The 16682-nt window shown below is 71.9% G+C and carries 12 protein-coding genes; 4 read left to right on the top strand and 8 right to left on the bottom strand.

Going from position 1 to position 16682, the window contains the following annotated elements; translation table 11 throughout:
* Nucleotides 1-104: 104 nt before the first annotated feature.
* On the bottom strand, nt 105-5207 hold the full coding sequence (locus MWM08_RS22985) for an alpha-2-macroglobulin family protein (RefSeq protein ID WP_244408833.1): 5103 nt from the start codon (nt 5205-5207) through the stop codon (nt 105-107).
* 160 nt (nt 5208-5367) lie between these two features.
* On the opposite strand from MWM08_RS22985, the gene MWM08_RS22980 reads away from it, so the two are divergent.
* Nucleotides 5368-6525, top strand: a complete 1158-nt coding sequence (locus MWM08_RS22980) for a hypothetical protein (protein ID WP_244408832.1) — start codon at nt 5368-5370, stop codon at nt 6523-6525.
* A 3-nt stretch (nt 6526-6528) separates the two neighbouring features.
* Here the strand turns inward: MWM08_RS22980 and MWM08_RS22975 are convergent, their stop codons facing one another.
* Entirely contained in the window at nt 6529-7770 is a 1242-nt protein-coding gene (locus MWM08_RS22975; protein WP_244408831.1) for a hydantoinase/carbamoylase family amidase, read from the bottom strand.
* A complete protein-coding gene (locus tag MWM08_RS22970) occupies nt 7767-8882 on the bottom strand; it encodes a CaiB/BaiF CoA transferase family protein (protein ID WP_244408830.1) in 1116 nt (371 codons plus the stop codon). The genes MWM08_RS22975 and MWM08_RS22970 overlap by 4 nt, the downstream gene beginning before the upstream one ends.
* 66 nt (nt 8883-8948) lie before the next feature.
* On the opposite strand from MWM08_RS22970, the gene MWM08_RS22965 reads away from it, so the two are divergent.
* The 3 genes from MWM08_RS22965 to MWM08_RS22955 are packed head-to-tail and all read left to right on the top strand — an operon-like array spanning nt 8949 to nt 12282.
* Nucleotides 8949-9905, top strand: a complete 957-nt coding sequence (locus tag MWM08_RS22965; RefSeq protein WP_244408829.1) for a Bug family tripartite tricarboxylate transporter substrate binding protein — start codon at nt 8949-8951, stop codon at nt 9903-9905.
* On the top strand, nt 9902-10891 hold the full coding sequence (locus MWM08_RS22960) for an NADPH:quinone oxidoreductase family protein (RefSeq protein ID WP_244408828.1): 990 nt from the start codon (nt 9902-9904) through the stop codon (nt 10889-10891). The genes MWM08_RS22965 and MWM08_RS22960 overlap by 4 nt, the downstream gene beginning before the upstream one ends.
* The gene (locus MWM08_RS22955) at nt 10888-12282 is read left to right on the top strand and encodes an MFS transporter (protein WP_244408827.1); all 1395 of its coding nucleotides are present in this window, start codon (nt 10888-10890) and stop codon (nt 12280-12282) included. The genes MWM08_RS22960 and MWM08_RS22955 overlap by 4 nt, the downstream gene beginning before the upstream one ends.
* Here the strand turns inward: MWM08_RS22955 and MWM08_RS22950 are convergent.
* From MWM08_RS22950 to MWM08_RS22930, 5 genes are read right to left on the bottom strand one after another with little or no spacing between them, the layout of a single operon-like run.
* Nucleotides 12279-12992, bottom strand: coding sequence for an ABC transporter ATP-binding protein (locus tag MWM08_RS22950; protein WP_244408826.1), 714 nt, complete (start codon nt 12990-12992; stop codon nt 12279-12281). The genes MWM08_RS22955 and MWM08_RS22950 overlap by 4 nt on opposite strands.
* The gene (locus MWM08_RS22945; protein WP_244408825.1) at nt 12989-13747 is read right to left on the bottom strand and encodes an ABC transporter ATP-binding protein; all 759 of its coding nucleotides are present in this window, start codon (nt 13745-13747) and stop codon (nt 12989-12991) included. The genes MWM08_RS22950 and MWM08_RS22945 overlap by 4 nt, the downstream gene beginning before the upstream one ends.
* Nucleotides 13744-14619: a branched-chain amino acid ABC transporter permease gene (locus MWM08_RS22940; RefSeq protein WP_244408824.1), complete on the bottom strand. Its 876-nt coding sequence runs from the start codon at nt 14617-14619 to the stop codon at nt 13744-13746. Before MWM08_RS22940 ends, MWM08_RS22945 begins: the two co-directional genes overlap by 4 nt.
* Nucleotides 14616-15485, bottom strand: coding sequence for a branched-chain amino acid ABC transporter permease (locus MWM08_RS22935; RefSeq protein ID WP_244408823.1), 870 nt, complete (start codon nt 15483-15485; stop codon nt 14616-14618). The genes MWM08_RS22940 and MWM08_RS22935 overlap by 4 nt, the downstream gene beginning before the upstream one ends.
* A gap of 13 nt (nt 15486-15498) precedes the next feature.
* Nucleotides 15499-16629: an ABC transporter substrate-binding protein gene (locus MWM08_RS22930; protein ID WP_244408822.1), complete on the bottom strand. Its 1131-nt coding sequence runs from the start codon at nt 16627-16629 to the stop codon at nt 15499-15501.
* Nucleotides 16630-16682 lie beyond the last annotated feature (53 nt).

The raw sequence follows: 16682 nt of genomic DNA, 5'->3' as shown, positions 1-16682 counted from the left end.
CCCCGATTCAAATCCCGCGGTCCAGGGGGCCGTAGCCCCCTGGTGGGCGAGGTCCGGAGGGGGCAAGACCCCCTCCGTCACCGACCGCGCAAGGCGCGTCCTCCTCACGGCAGCACCGTGATCCTTGCCGTGTTCTGGCGCGCGAAGATCCCTGGCCGGTACATGTCCTGGGCTTCGCCGCCGGGGAGTTCGAAGGTGCCGGGCGTGACCGCGCGCAGGCGGACGGCGATGCGGGCGAAGGGGCGTTGGGGGGTGATGGTGACGGCCGCGGCGTAGCGGTCGTCGAGCGCGGGTTGGCTGTCGACCTCCGTGAGGGTGCCGAGCCAGGGCATGCCGGCGATGTCGCCGGCGGGCAGGCGTGTGGCGATTTCCCAGCCGGCGGGCAGGCCCTGGATCAGCATGGCTTCGTGGCGGTCGTTGGTTTCGCTGCGCACTTCCATCAGCAGGATGAAGGACGCGTTCTGGCGGAGCTGGTCGAGATTCAGCGGTTCGCCGTTCAGCGCGAAGAAGCGGCGGGTGACGCGGAAGCCCTCGCGCGCGGCCGGCAGTGGTTCGCGCGGGATGCCGTTGATGGAAACCGACTGCCAGACCGAGGCGCTGCCCAGGTTGCGTGCGGTGCCCGGGCCGGTGAGGGAGGCCATCACCACCGGGCGTGGCGGCAGCGCGCTGCCGTTCACGGCGATGGTGGCGGCGCGGGTGCCCTGGCCCAGCACCTGTGCGGCCAGCACGGCCCAGGATTGTTCCTGGGTGCTGGTGCGATACGGCGTGAAGTCCGGGCCGGGCAGGGTGGACATCACCTGGTTGAGGCGTTCCGGCAGCAGGCCGGATTCGCGCAGCAGGGTGGTGGTGGCGAGCAGGTCGCGCGATGCGCTGCCGTAGTCGTAAAACCAGAAGCGCCGGCCGGTCGCGGCGAGGGCTGCGGTGAAGGCTTGTTCGGCGCGGGCGGTGTCGCCGCCGCGCGCGAAGGTGGCGGCGAGTTGCGCGCGCGAGAGCTGCGTCGGCAGGTCGTTCAGCGCTTCCATCAGGCGGCGCGCGGCGCCCAGGCGCACCTGCCCCGCGAGTGCCATGGCGTGCAGGCGATAGGCCTGTGCCGCGCGATCCTGCGGGGTATCGCCGCCGGCATCCTCGATGGCTTCGTCGAGGAAGCGGAGCGCTTCGCGCAGCGCGCCTTCCGGCACGGTCGCACCCGCGGTGCGGGCGCGGACCAGGGCTTCCACCGCGAAGGGTGTGAGCCATTGCTGGGTTTCGCCGCTCGCGCTCCACATCGCGAAGGACCCGTCGAAGCGCTGGCGGTCCAGGATGGAATCGACGGCGCGTTGCAGGCGGATGGCGCGTTCGGCGTCGCCATCCTCGGTCGTGCCGGCCGACAGGGCGAGCGCGCGCGAGGCGGATTGCTCGAGGCAGTAGAGCGGGAAGTCCTCCACCGCGCGCAGCATCCCGGCCACGTCGTAGCGGACCGCCGCGCCGAAGGACGCGCTGGCACGCCAAGCGTTCGGTACGAAGCGGTCGATCGGCGGGTTCAGCGGGAGTTCCACGCCCGCGGGGAGTTCCACGCCCGCCACTTCCGTCACGCGCGGGCGGGAGGAGCGGATGGTGATGCGGCTCTCGCGCTCCACGCGGAAGCCGTTGGGGCCGCTGACGGCAAGGCGCAGGATGCCTTCGCCGCCTTCGGTCGCACGCAGCGTGGTGAAGGGCTGCGCGCGCGCGCCGGTGGCGAGCGTAGCGGCCAGGCGTGCGGGGCCATCGATGGCGAGGCCGCCGGTGGCGGTCAGCTCCGCGACGATCTCGCCGGCGGGCAGTTCGATGTTGTGCAGCAGGATGGAAAGTCGCGCCTCGTCGCCGGGGGCGAGGAAGCGCGGCAGCAGGGCTTCGGCCACGACCTCGTCGCGCACGGTCAGCGGGCGCGATCCGGCGCCCACGCGCGTGCCCTCCCAGGCCACCGCCATCAGGCGCAGTTCGCCGGCGAAATCGGGGATGTCGAGCGGCACCATCGCGACACCGTTCGCATCCGCGCGCACCACGCCGGAGAACAGCGAAACCAGGCGTTGCGGCGGTTGCAGTGCGTCGGCGCCGGCATCCTCGTCGCCGCCCTGGCGCAGCAGGGCGAGTTCGCCTTCGGCGGGTGCGATCAAGCGGCCGTAGTCGTCACGGATATCGACGCCGAGCTGGCGGCGCGAGAGGAAATGCGCCGCCGGGTTCGGCGTGGCGAAGTTGGTCAGGCGCAGGATGCCTTCATCGACCGCGGCGAGGGTCAGCAGCACGGGGCCGTTCGCGTTGGTGACGCGCACCGGCACTTCGATGCGCTGGCGCGGGCGGATGCGCTCGGGTGTGTCGATGGCCACACCGAGCGTGCGCGGTGCGGGGTCGATGCCGACCCAGGCCAGGCCGAGCCCGCGGCCGGCCTGGCCGTTGCGGGTTTCGCCGGCGCGGAAGACGGTCACGGCCACATAGGCGCCGGGGCCCCAGGACGCATCGACGGGGATCTCGACCTCGGTGCCGGCGGTGGTGACCTCGATCTCGCGCAGCGCGACCAGGCGGTCGGTCAGCACGGCGACCGAGGCGCGCCCGGCGAAGGGCGGCGTGATGCGGATGCGCGCGCGATCACCGGGCGCATAGGCACGGCGATCGGCGGCGATGTCGACGCGGTCGGGGATCTCGGCGGATTCCACGCCGGCCCAGCCGGAGCGGAAGCGGATGGAGGTGATGCCGAGGCCGCCCGCATCCGACACTTCCAGCCGGTAGCGGCCGAAGGGCAGCGAGCGCGCAAAGCGTGCGGGTTGGCCCGCGACGACGCGGATTTCCTGCGCATCGACCGGTTCGTCGCGCCACACGGTCTCCCAGCGTGCGATGGAGCCGCGCACGACGATCCGCCAGTTCGGGCGTTCGCGCACCAGGCGGGCGCGCAGCGTGGCGGGCACGGCGGTGCCGTCGGGCGAGACGGCGGCGATGTCGAAGGCTGCTTCGCTGCCGGCGTCGATGGCGTCGTTCTCGAAAGCCGGGCGCACGCCGACGAGCGTGGCGCGGGCGCGCACCGGCACGGTGAAGCGCGTGCGGGTTTCGCGGCCGCCCGGTTCACTGACCGAGACGCCGACCTCGGCGCGCACGGGGCGCGTGGTGTCGGGCGGCTGCGGCAGCGTGAGGGAGAGCGTGGTGGCGCCCTGTTCGTTCGTCTCGGGGATTTCGAAGGGGATCAGGTCGGGCGCGAATTGCTCCTGCGCCAGGCCGAAGCGCCAGCCGCGCCATTCGGCGAAGGGCTCGGGGTCGTGCACCAGGCGCAGTTCCGCGGTGCCGGAGAGGCCCGCGCCCGGCGCGCCGTACAGGAAGCGCGCGGTGACCGGGATTTCCAGCGTGCGGCCGGCGACCAGCGGGCCGGGCACGGGGCCGGTATTCACTTCCAGGCGCTCCGGTACGAAGGCGTCGACGCGGAAGGTGGTGCGGCCGATCGGTGGCGCGTTGGGGTCGGTCAGCGCCTCGATCACCCATTGGCCGAAGGGCGCGCCGGCGGACAGGCGCAGCGGCCAGTAGATGGCGCCGCCGTCCTGGCGTGGCGGGACGATTTCGGCGGCGATCTGCCCGTTCGGGCGGCGCAGGCGCAGGCGGATCGGCAGGTCGAGCGGCTGGCCGGCGGGGTCGCGGATCAGGGCCGCGGCGTTCACCGTCTCGCCCGGCCGGTAGATGCCGCGGTCGAGCCACAGGAAGGCATCGACCGGGCCGGGATGCGGGCGGCCCGTGGCGCCACGATCCGACAGGTCGAAGGATGCGGCTTCGAGCGAAAGTGCCGCGATGTCGTCGGTGGTTTCCGCATGCACCGCGACGGGGGCGAGCGGCCCGGTGCCGCGCATCAGCGCAACCGGGAAGCGCACCAGGCCATCCGCGCCGGTGCGGGCCTCGGCCAGGATCTCGTTGTTGCGGGCCATCAGCATGATGCGCAGGCCGGGCGTGATGGTGGCGGATTGCAGGGAGCGCGCCTGCACCGCCAGCCCATCGGCGCCGCGCCAGGCGGTCAGGCCGATATCGGTGACGAAGAAGGGCAGCGCCGCGGTTTCGCCGCCGCCGCGGCGCGATTCATCCTGGCGCAGCACCAGCAGGTAGGCGCCGGGGCCCGCGCTGCGCAGCACGTCGGGAAGCGGCAGGATGGAACGATGTGTGCGGTTCGGTTCGACGCGCTGGAGTTCGGCGCGGCCTTCCCACAAGACGCGGCCCATCTCCTCGCTGATATTGGCTGCGGTCCAGGATTCGAGTGCCTCGCCCGGCGTCCAGTCGCGGCGCAACGGCACCAGGTTGCGCTCGGCCACGCGCACGATGCGCATGGTCATGCCGGTGACATTGACGGTGGCGACGCCCACGCGCGGTTCCTGCCCGCGCGGCAGGATGAAGGCGCGCGTGTCGAAGGCGATGCGCGGATCGCGGTTCGGCACGGCGATGCCCACGGTGGTGTCGGTGCGCAGGTTCTGGCGGTCCTCGCCGGGCAGGCCGGCGCGCAGGATGATGCGCGTGGTGGCCCCCCAGGGCAGGCCGGCGATGCAGAGCAGGTCGCCCTCGCGTTCCACCGCCAGGTTAGGAATGGGCGGGTCGGCGCGCACCCAGTCCTGCGGCTGCCAGTCGGTGCGGCGCGCCGGCGGGTTGGTGAAGGCGATGCAGGCGCGGGCGGGGTCGGCATCGGCCTCGGGCGTCACGCGGCGTACCAGCATGCCGGCGGCGCGGCGGGCGGCTTCCAGGCGCTGCTGGTGCTCGGGGCTGTCGGCGCGCTCCAGGATGGCTTCCAGTGCCTCGATCTGCTGGACCGGGCGATTGAGGCGGCGCAGCGCTTCGGCGACGACCATCAGCGGCGCCACTTCCGGTTCGCCATAGCCCGCGAGCTGGAAGGCGCGCCAGCCGGCCTGCAGGGCGCGCTGGTTGTTCGGCGGATTGGCGGCGAGTTGCGCCTGCGCAAGCGAGAGCCAGTGCGTGGCATTGGGCTGGCCCATGCCGATGCGTTCTTCCCAGGCGGCGGCGGCCGCAGCGTAGTCGCGCCGGCCTTCGGCCTGGGTGGCGCGCAGTTCGGCGGCGGCGCGCTGCTGCGGCGATGCGCCGGCGGGGAACCGGCGCTGCATCTCCTGCTGGTAGGCCGAGACATCGCGCCCCAGACCCGGCAGGTCGAAGCTTTGCGCGGCGGCCAGGCCCGGCATCGCGAGGGCGAGGAGCAGCAGCAGGCGGATCAGGCGCATGTGGGGCGGTTCCAGTCGAGACGCTCGGCGCGTCGAGCATGGCACGGCGCGGGCCGTTGCGCACGTGATGTGCGCGATGGGTGCGCGCGATCGTGAAGCGCTTCAGCGTGCGTGGCGGGCGGGTCTGGTCCTGGCCGCCCGGCCTGCGCAGACTGGCGGCATGCGACACATCCTCCTCCTCGCGGCCGCGCTGGCCGCCGCCGCGCCGGCAGCGCGTGCTGCCGAGACCTCGCTGCCGGCGCTGATGCGCCTGCTGCCGCAGCCGCAGGCGGGCAGCCAGCAGCCAGGCCACGTCATCCTGGCCTATGCGCGGGCCGACCTGCTGGCCGGGCAACGCGGGCCGACAGGCGCGCCCGGCTTCTCCCGCGTGGAGGCCGTCACCGCGGCGGGGCCGGCGGCCCTTGGCAACATCGCTCTGGGACAGGTGGAGGATTGGCCTGCGGTGTCGGGCTTCGACTTCGACGCGATCGAGGCGCTGGTGCTGCTCGACACCGCGCCCGTGCCGAATGCCGTGCGTGTGCTGGCCGGTGCGCGTATCCCGACCCTGCAGGCGCTGGCGGCGCCGCTGGCCCCGCGCGGCTTCGCGCCCCGCCGGATCGCGGGACAGGAGGTGCTGGCACGCGGCGCGGACAATGCCCCGAACTTCCAGTTCCGCGCGGCGGGGGATGCGCTGGGCGGCAGCCTCGGGATCTCGTTGCGCTACGCCGTGCCGGCGGCCGGCGTGCTGGTCGCGACGCGCGAGGATGCGACGATGGCCGCGGCGCTGGGCGCGGCGGGTGCCGGGCGGAGCCTGGCGGACGTGCCGGAGCTGCGCGCCCTGGCCGAGACGAGCGCCGGCGGTGTCGGGGCGCGCGACCTGGCGCAGGCACTGGTCTTCGTGACGGCGCCCTATGTCATCGTGCCCGACCTGACCATCGGACCCGACGATGCAGCGCGGCGGCTGCGCGCCGAGATGGTCGACACCGCCACGCTGCCAAGCCCGTCCCCCTGGGCCTTCGCCATGCTGTCGGAACGGCGCGACGCGCAGGCGATCGTGACGCGCCTGGCGATCGCGTATCGCGACCGCGCGGCGGCCGTGGCGGCGGCCGAGGCGATGGCCGCGCGGCTTGCCGTGATGCCGCCGGCGCCCGGGATCGGCGCCGCGCGTCACGAGGTGGTGGACGGCGCCGCCGAGGGCATCTTCGTCGCGGCGATCGAGGCGCGCCAGCCGCCCGGCACGGAGGAGACGCTGATGCGCGTGATCACCCGCCGCCACTATTCCGGCGCACCGACGCCCATGACGATCGGCGCGGTGCCGCGCGCCGCCTTCGCGCGCTGAGGGTCAGGCAGTCTCGCGCAGGAATTCCGCGAAGGTCGCGGCGGCGGCCATGAGGTCGGCGGTGTCCATCGCCTCGTGCGGGTTGTGGCTGCCATTCGCGTTGCGGACCAGCAGCAAGCCGGTCGGGATGCCCTGGGCGGCGAAGTTCGCGGCGTCGTGGCTGGCCGGGGAACCGAGCGGCAGGGTCGCGATGCCCGCGCGCGCGGCGGCGGCGGCGAGCGCGGCCTGCAGCGCGGGGTCGCAGGGGCCGAGCGGCGCGGCGTTGCGCGGCCCGAGGTCGATGGTGACGCCGCGGCGCGCGGCGGTGGTGGCGAGGATGTCGTGGAAGCGTCGTTCCAGCTCGGCCAGGTGCGCGGCGTCGTAGGCGCGCAGATCAATCGAGAAGGTGAAATCGCCGGCGACGACGGTGATCTCGTGCTTCGCCGTGTCGGTGTGGAAGCGGCCGATGGTGACGGCCATGGCGCGGCCGGCGGCGTCTTCCTCGGCCCACATCGCGTCGAGGGCGGTGAAGATGTCCGCGCCGGCGAGTGCGGCGTCATGGCGGAAGCGGCGCGGCAGGCCGACATGCGCGTCCGCGCCGGTGATGCGGATGGCGGCGTGGCGGATGTTGCCGGGGATGCCGGTGCAGATGCCGATCGGCGCGCCGGCCTCGAGCAGGGATGGCGCCTGTTCGATATGCGCCTCCAGGAAGCAGCGGATCGGGCCGGGCGGCAGCAGGCGCGCACCGGGCGTGATCGCCTTCGGGTCGCCGCCGCAGCGCGCGATGTGCTGCGCGAGGGTGAGGCCGGTATCGGCGCGGCGGCGGTCCAGCGCCTCCGGCGGCAGGATGCCGAGCGCGGCGCGGCTGCCGATCAGGCCGAGGCCGAACCAGACCGCTTCCTCGCAGCGGAAGGCGGCAATGGTGACGTCGGCGCGCGGGACGAAGCCTTCCGCGCGCAGCGTGGAGACCGCGGCCAGCGCGGCGACCACGCCCGCCGCGCCGTCAAAATTGCCGCCGTGGCGCACGGTGTCGAAATGCGAGCCCAACAACGTGCGTGGCGCGGCACGATCAGCCCCCGGCCAGGTGAGGTAGAGGTTCGCCGCGGCATCGCGCGTGATCTCGAGGCCGAGGCGGCGCGCATGGCCGATGGCAAGATCGTGGGCCGCGTTCTCGCGGTCGTCGAAGGCGTGGCGGGTGATTCCGGGCGGGTCGGCGCCGATCGCGGCCAGCGCATCGAGCATGGCCTGCACGGCGGCGGTGTTCACGCGCCGATCTCCGCCAGGACCTGCACGGTGTGTTCGCCCAGGCCGGGCGCGGGCGCGCGCCAGTGACCGAGGCCGGGCAGCATCGGCAGCGGCACTTCGCCGAGCTGCGGCTGGGGCACCTGCGATGCCGCGCCATAGGCGACGACATGCTCGTTCGCCAGCCAGTCGAGCGGCGTGTTGACTCGATCCGCGAGCAGCCGCGCGCCTTGCAACTGCGTGACCCAGTGCGTGGAGTCGCGCTTCGCGAAGGCGGCCCGCACGATGGCGTAGAGTGCGTCGCGATTCTCCCAGCGCAGCGGAAACGAGGCGAAGCGCGGATCGACCTTCGCGTCGGGAATGTCGAGCACGTCGCAGATGGTCAGCCATTCGGCCTGGCGCACCAGCGTGATCATCACCCAGGCGCCGTCGGCGGCCTGGTAGGCGCCGGCGGGTGCGTTCGGCGGTGCGGCGGATGTTCCCTGGTAGCCCCATTCGCCGATCTGGTGCGTCAGCAGGTTCGACGCGGCGGCCATCAGGGACATGTCGATGATGCGCTGGCGCGGCGTGCTGTCCTGTGCGCGCGCGGCAAGGGCCACCTGCACCGCGGCGAAGGCGTGGATGCCGGTGGCCATGTCGACGATGAAGGGGCCGGCCTTGTGCGGCGCGCCGTCGGCGCCGGCATTCAGCGCGACGAAGCCGGAGAAGGCCTGCGCGACGGAATCCGTGCAGGGGCGTTCGCGATAGGGGCCGGATTGCCCGAAGCCGGAGATCGACAGGCAGACCGCGTCCGCCTTGGCGTTCTGAGGGCCGAGGCCGATGCGCGCGGCGACACCGGGGCGGAAGGCCTCGATCAGCACATCGGCCTGCGACGCGAGCTTCGCGGCGGCGGCACGGCCGGCGTCGGATTTCAGGTCCAGCACGACGGAGCGCTTGCCGCGGTTGAAGCACACCGTCATGACCGAGACGCCGTCCTTGGCTGACCCCAGCCCGCGCGACCAGTCGCCCTCGGCCGGTTCCAGCTTGATGACATCGGCGCCGCAGGCGGCGAGCATCATGCCGCAATAGGGCCCCGCGATGCCCTGGCCGGCATCGAGCACGCGGATGCCCCTGTAGGGGCGCATCGCCTCGTCCATCGCGTTTCCTCCTGAGCGTTTGTGGGCTTATCCTGACGCGAACACGCGACAAGGGAAGGGGACGCCATGAGGACCACGCGACGTGCGGTGCTGGGCGCGGCGCTGGCCACGCCCGCGCTGGCGCAGGACTGGCCCACGCGGCCGGTGCGCTGCATCGTGCCTTATCCGCCCGGCGGGCCGACCGACCTGGTGGGGCGCGTGGTGGCGATGCGCGCGCAGCAGGAGCTGGGCCAGCCGCTGGTGATCGAGAACAAGCCGGGCGCATCCGGCACGATCGGGTCGGCGGAGGTGGCGCGCGCCGCACCCGATGGCGGCGTGTTCCTGGTGAATGCCTCCGCGCATGTCATCATTCCGCACATCAACCGCGCCATGCCCTATGACGCGCTCAACGATTTCACGCCGGTGACCAACATGGCGATGGTGCCGCTGGTCGCGCTGGTGAATCCACGCTTGCCGGTGCGATCGCTGCGCGATTTGGGCGACTACGCGAAGGCCAATCCGGGGCGGGTTTCGTACGCGTCGTCGTCGATCGGCGGGGCGCAGCACCTGGCGGCCGAGATGTTCAAGCAGATCGCCGGCGTGGATATCGTGCACATCCCCTATCGTGGCGCCGGTCCGGCGATCCAGGACCTGATCGCGGGCAACGTGCAGGTGATGTTCGACAGCGTTCCCGCCGGCGCGGGTGCGGTGCGCGAAGGGCTGCTGCGGCCGCTCGCCGCGTTGAACGCGCATCGGGTGCCAGTCTATCCCGACCTGCCCAGCGCGGCCGAGGCCGGCTTTCCAGACCTGGTGATCTCCACCTGGTACGGCGTCTGGGCGCCGCCACGCACGCCGGCGGCGATCACGGAACGCATGCAGCGTGCCGTGGCGGTTGCGGTGCAGGACCCGGAGGTGCGGGCGCGGCTCGCGCCGCTGGGTGCCGACCCGGTGGCCGACAGCCCTGCCGCCTTCGATGCCTTCTGCCGCAGCGAGTCACAGAAATTTGGCGCCATCGTGCGCGCCGCGAATATCCGGATGGAATGATGCGCGCGATCGTCTGCGAGTCCTGGCGGGATTTCGATGCGCTGGAGGTGAAGGAGATCCCGCCGCCCCCGCTGCGCCCGCGCGGCGTGCGCATCCGCGTGGCGGCGGCCGGCGTGTCCTTCGCGACGCAGCTGGTGGTGGCGGGGAAGTACCAACGCAAGCCACCGCTACCCTTCGTGCCCGGCACGGAGGTGGTCGGCACGGTGGTGGAAGCCGCGCCCGATGCGGATGCGCCATCGCCGGGCACCCGCGTCTTTGCCGTGGTCGACTGGGGCGGCTATGCGGAGGACGTGGTGGCGGACGACATCCATGTGGTGGCGATCCCTGACGGGCTGCCGATGGAACCGGCAGTGGCCTTCCCGATCTCCTATCCCACCGCGGGGTCGGCGCTGCTGTGGCGCGCGCGCGTGGCGCCGGGCGACTGGGTGCTGGTGCAGGGCGCGGCGGGCGGCGTAGGGCTTGCGGGGGTCGAGATCGCGAAGGCGATGGGCGCGCGCGTCGTCGCGCGGGCAGGTGCTGCGAAGCACGACCTGTTGCGCGCTCGCGGCGCGGATGTCGTGCTGGACAGCGCGTTGCCGTTTCGTGACGCGGTGCTGGAGGCGACCGGCGGCGTGGCCTGCGTGCTGGATACCATCGGCGGCGAAGCCTTCGATGAAGCGCTGCGCTGCCTGGGCGATGGCGGGATGCTGGTGGAGATCGGCTTCGCGGGCGGGGGCATTCCGTCCGTCGCGGCGAACCTGCTGCTGTTGAAGAACATCGCGGTGGGCGGCGTGAACTGGGGGACTTATGTCGGCTGGTCGCCGGGCGACAATCGGGCGTTGCACGCGCCGCGCGCGCGGGCGCTCTGGGCGCAACTGATGTCTTGGTGGCAGGCCGGTGCGCTGCGGCCGGAGGTGCACGCCGCCTTCCCACTGGAAGGCTTCCGCGAGGCCATGGCGGACGTCCGCGCGCGGCGCAGCGCCGGCCGCGTGATCCTGACACCGTGAGCGATGCGCGGGATCATCGCGGCATTGCGCTGATCGTCGCCTCCGCGTTGTTCATGCAGAACCTGGACAGCGCGGTGCTGGCGACCGCGCTGCCCGCCATGGCGCGCGACCTGAACGAGGACCCGGCGCGGCTGGGTGCTGCCATCACGTCGTACCTGGTAGCGCTGACGGTGTTCATCCCGTTCTCCGCCTGGATCGCCGACCGCTTCGGCGCGAAGCGCGTCTTCATGCTGGCGATCCTGGTCTTCGTCGCTTCCTCGGTGCTGTGCGGGCGCGCGCAGAGCCTCGGTGAACTGGTGGGCTTCCGAATCCTGCAGGGCGTGGGCGGGGCGATGATGGTGCCGGTGGGCCGGCTGCTGCTGCTGCGCGGCGTGGCGAAGAAGGACATGCTCTCGGCCATGGCGTGGCTGACCATGCCGGCTCTGCTGGGGCCGGTGATGGGGCCGCCGCTGGGCGGCGTGCTGACCGACCTGTTCTCCTGGCGCGCGGTGTTCTGGATCAACGTGCCGATCGGGTTGATCGGCTTCGTGCTGGTGGCGTGGAAGATCCCCGCCGTGGCGCCAACACGCCCGGGGCCGCCGGACCTGGTGGGGTTGGCGCTGACGGGTGCGACGCTCGCACTGGTGATGTTCGGGATCGAGACGGTGGGGCGGCATGTCGTGCCGGGCTGGATGTCGGGCGCGGCGCTGGCACTGGGCGTGTGCGCTGGCGTGCTGGCTGTGCGGCACATGCGCGGGCGGGCGCGGCCGGCGGTGGATCTCTCGCTGTTCCGCATCGCGACCTTCCGTGACCCGGCGGTGGCCGGCAGCATCTTTCGCACGGGCGCGGGGGCGGTGCCCTTCCTGATCCCGGTCATGCTGCAGATCGGCTTCGGGATGAGCGCGTCGCAATCGGGCTTCGTGTCCTTCGCCACCGCGCTCGGCGCCTTCGCGATGAAGCCGCTGGTGCGGCCGCTGCTGAAGGTTACCGGCTTCCGCGCGGCGCTGATGGGCAATGGCGTGGTGGCGGCGGCGGGGATCGCGGCGCTGGCGCTGCTCACGCCGGCCTGGCCGGCGGCGGGGATCTTCCTGCTGCTGGCCGCCGGCGGGCTGGCGCGCAGCCTGCAGTTCACGGCGCTGAACACCCTCGCCTTCGCCGATGTGCCGACCGAACGCATGTCCGCGGCGACGGCGCTGTACGGCACCTTGCAGCAATTGACGCCGGCACTGGGCGTGGTGCTGGCGACGACGACGCTGGAGGCATCGCTGGCCCTGTCCGGACGCGGCGCGCTGGCGGTGGCGGATTTCTCCTGGGGCTTCGTCGCGGCGGCGGTGGTGGTGCTGGCCTCGGTGCCGCTGCATGCGCGACTGGCGCCGGATGCCGGGGCGGAGGTGTCAGGGCATCGCCGCTAGAACAGCTCCATCAACTTGGCGTGGTCGTCGAGTTCAGACGGCGCGCCTTCGAAGATGAACCTGCCCGATCGCATCACCAGCACGCGGTCGGAGATGGCGAAGGCCTCGCGCACGTTCTGTTCGACCAGCAGGATCGACATGCCGCGCGCCTGGCGCAGCGCGGCGATCGGGCGGATCAGGTCCTGGAACAGCTTGGGCGCCAGGCCGATCGAGGGTTCGTCCAGCAGCAGCACGCGCGGGCGCGTCAGCAGCGCGCGGCCGATCGAGACCATCTGCTGCTGCCCGCCCGACAGCGTGCCCGCGCGCCGCGTGCGGAATTCCTTGATGCGCGGCAGGACGTCGAGCACGTCGTCGATGCGTTCGCGCTGGCCTGATTTCGGCACGCCAGCCGACCACAGCGCGAGGCCGAAGATCTCCTCGACCGTGAGATCGGGGAAGACGCCGCGGCCCTCGGGCACCAGGGCCACGCCCGCGGCGCCCATCGTCGCCGGATTGTGCTGCGCGGGTTGCTGGCCGAAGACGCGCAGTGTGCCGGCGGAGGGGCGATGCAGGCCGAACAGCACGCGCAGCAATGTGGACTTGCCCGCACCGTTATGGCCGATCAGGCAGAGGATCTCGCCGTCGTTCAGCGTGAGCGAGACATCCTGCAGCACGTCGCGCCCGCCGAAGCCGGCGGTGAGGCCCGTCGCCTGAAGGGCTGGCGCGCTCATGCGGCCTCCTGCGGGCGGTCGCCGAAATAGATCGCGGCCAGCGCGGGGTCGCGCAGGATCGATTGCGGGTCGCCTTCCGCCAGCACGCGACCCTGGTCGAGGAAGGCGATGCGGTCGGAGAGTTCCGCCACGACGTCGAGATTGTGTTCGATCAGGCAGATCGCCACGCCGCGTGCGGTGGCGGCCCGCAGCAGGGCACCGAAGCGCAGTCGCGACGACAGGTCGAGCCCCGAGGCCGGTTCGTCGAGCAGCCAGATATCCGCTTCCGCCGCCAGGATGCGCGCCATCGACAGGAACTTGCGCTCGGCATAGGCCAGGTCGACCGCACGCGCATCCGCGAGGTCCGACAAGCCCGTGGCGTCCAATGCGGCGGCGGCGCGTTCGGCGCGTGCGGCGCGGGCCCGCGCGCCGCCCGGCTGCCAGAACCAGGCCGATGTCTCGGTCGCGGCCAGCACGTTCTCGCGCACCGTCATGTGGGTGAACAGGCGCAGGTCCTGGAAGGATCGCGCAACGCCCAGCCGCGCCACTTGCCACGGTTTCAGCCCCATGATCGGCTTGCCGCGGATATGCGCCGTGCCGGAATCGGCACGCAGGTTGCCGGTGATGAGGTTGAAGGTGGTGGTCTTGCCTGCGCCGTTCGGCCCGACCAGCGCCGTGACCTGCCCCGCCGGCAGCGAGAGCGACACGCCCGCCACCGCCTGCACGCCGCCGAAGGCGCGCGCCAGGTTCTCGGATTTCAGCAGCACCTCGGTCACGAGGTGGACCTCCCCTTGGTCTGGTCGCCGACCAGGCCGGCGGGGCGGAAGATCATCAGCAGCGTCATCGCCAGGCCGTAGATGATCTGCTGCACGGCGCCGACCTCGGTTGGCGGGATGAAGGGGATGAAGGACAGCACGGCAGGCAGCGACAGCAGCATCACTGCGCCCACCAACGGCCCCCACAGCGTGCCGGTGCCGCCGATGATCACCATGGCCATGATCTGGATCGACTGGTCGAGCGTGAAGGACTCCACGTTGATGAAGGACAGGTGGAGCGCATAGAGCGCGCCCGCCACGCCGGCGCCGGCACAGGCGAAGACGACGGCCAGCGTCTTGGCGGCGTTCACGTTCTTGCCCAGCGCCTCGGCCGCGCTGTCGGCGTCGCGGATGGATTGCAGCGTACGGCCGAAGGCGCCGCGCTGCAGGCGCGCGGTAAGGAACAGGATCAGCGCCAGCGCGGCCAGCGCAAGCGGCAAGACCGGCACGACCGTGCCGAGGATCTCCGGGCGCGGGATGCCGACCAGCCCGCCGATGCCGCCCGTCAGCGGCTTGAGTTCGGCGAAGAGCGTCGCCGCCACCATCTGCAGGCCGAGCGAGGCGGCGACGAAGTATTCGCCCCGCACGCGCAGCGCGGGCAGGGCCAGGCACAGCGACAGCCCCCCCGCGATCGCCGCCGCCGCCAGGCAGGCGAGGAACGGGTCGGGCACCAGCAGCAGCGCCACCTGCGCCCCGGCATAGGCGCCGAGCCCGAAGAACACCGCATGCGCGACCGAGAAGATGCCCGCATAGCCCACGATGAAGTTCAGCGTTGAGGCCAGGATGCCCGAGATGGCGGCGAGTGTGGCGAGGTTCAGCAGGAAGGCGGTCATCGCGTCTGCACCACGCCGAAGATGCCGCTCGGGCGGAAGATGATGAAGGCGAACAGCACGAAGAAGGACACCGCCTCGGCCCATTGGGTATCGACCACCTGCAGGGCGATGCTCTCGGCGATACCCAACATCATGCCAGCGAGTGCGGCGCCGCGCAGCGAGCCGATGCCGCCCACGATGGTCGCCGCGATCGAGATCAGCATGATCTGGTGGCCGATCGCCTCGTTCAGCCCGGTGGTCATGACGGTGATGATGGCGGCCGGCGCCGCCAGCGCGGACCCGATCGCGAAGGCGAGCACCGACAGCCCGTTCGACGACAGCCCGTAGGTGCGGATGAGGTCGGGGTTCTGCGCCAGCGCGCGCAGCCCGACGCCGGCCGGATGCCGCGTGAGAAACAGCGTGAGTGCCACGAACAGCACCGCCGCCGTCGCCAGCGCGATCCAAAGCATGGGTGCCACGAAGACATCTGGCAGGATCTCGGCCGAGAAGGACAGCGGCGTGTCCACCGTGGCGAAGCCGCGCCCGGCGATCATGCCGATCACGTTCTGCACCACGATGCCAACGCCGAAGGCCGCGACGAAGACGGTGAAGAAGGACCCCTCGTGCCGCTGGATCGGACGATAGACGTAGCGTTCCATCGCCACGCCGAAGGCCATGGCCGCCAGCACCGCCGCGGCCGCGCCCGCCCAGCCGGGCCAGCCCGCCCGCCAGGCAAACAGGAAGACGTAGCCGGCGATGGTGAAGGCGGTGCCGTGCGCGACATGGAAGATCTTCGTCGCGCCGAAGATCAGCGCGAAGCCGGCGGCGGTGAGCGCGTAGATCGCGCCGATCTGCAGCCCGTTGAGCAGCAGTTGCAGGAACAGCACGGGGCGGCCCCGGTCAGCCGATGGCGACGAATTGCTGGCCGCGGATCTCGTTGACCTGCATCTGGGTGAGCATGTTGCCCTGTTCGTCGAACTCGCCCTCGCCGCCGACCAGGTCGAACTTGCGGGTGGCGAGCATCGCGGCGCGCAGGCTGTCGCCGTTCACCGTGCCGCCGGCGGCTTCCACCTGCTTGGCCAGCAGCCCGAACAGATAGGCCGCGTTGTAGTAGTTCGCGTGATAGACCAGCGGCGCCTGGCCGAAGCGCGCCTGGAAGTCGGCGGCGAAGCGCGACGTAAGCGCATGCGCGCCGGTCAGGTCCAGCTTCTGCGAGGTGAATAGCGCGCCCTCGGCCTCGGGCATGGTGCGCAGGCTGTCGATGCCGAAGGCGGAATAGGAACAGATGGTCTGCGTCACGCCATTGTCGCGCAGCGCCTTCACGATCTGTGCGTTCTGCGCGCCGAAGGATGCGACATAGACGGCATCGGGCCGCGTCTGGCGCACGCGTGCCACGACGGGGCCGAATTGCTGCGCGGCGCGCGGCACCGAGAAGCTGCCCACCAGCTCGCCGCCGTTGCGCGGCAGGGCGGTGCGCAGCTGGCCCAGGATGCCGTCGCCCAGCGGGTCGTCCACATAGATCAGCGCCACGCGCCTCGCGTTCCGCTGGCGCACCAGGAACGGCACCATCACCTGCACTTCGAGATGCGCGAGCGCGATGACGTTCCAGAAATACGGCGACAGACCGGCGAGGTCGGGCCCCACGGCGCCGCCATTTACCATGATGGTCTTGGCGCGGTCGCCGATCGGCGCGACGGCCTTCGACGTGGCTGTCCAGGACACCAGCACCCAATGCGCGCGGTCGACGCTGATCAGCTTGTTCATGCCGACCACGGATGGCTGCGGCAGCGCCTGGCTGTCCTCGGACTGCAGGCGCACGGGGCGGCGCAGCATGTTGTCCGCGGCGATGTGTTGCAGCGCCACCTGCGCGCCGCGGGTGAAGGCCTCGCCGAATTCGGCGCTCGGGCCGCTCATGGGGAACAGCGATCCCATCACGTAGGGCTCGGTGGTCTGGGCGGTGGCGGGGCGAATGAAGGGCAGCGCGAGGCCGGCGGCAAGCGCGCCGCGGCGGCCGATCGTGGGACCGGACATGGACGATACTCCCTCATGGGCTGGCGCCTTGTGGCGTCGCCCTTGTGATGCGG

It is taken from the genome of Roseomonas fluvialis, assembly GCF_022846615.1.
GTDB lineage: Bacteria > Pseudomonadota > Alphaproteobacteria > Acetobacterales > Acetobacteraceae > Neoroseomonas > Neoroseomonas fluvialis.
This window is presented reverse-complemented; position numbering and strand designations above follow the sequence as displayed.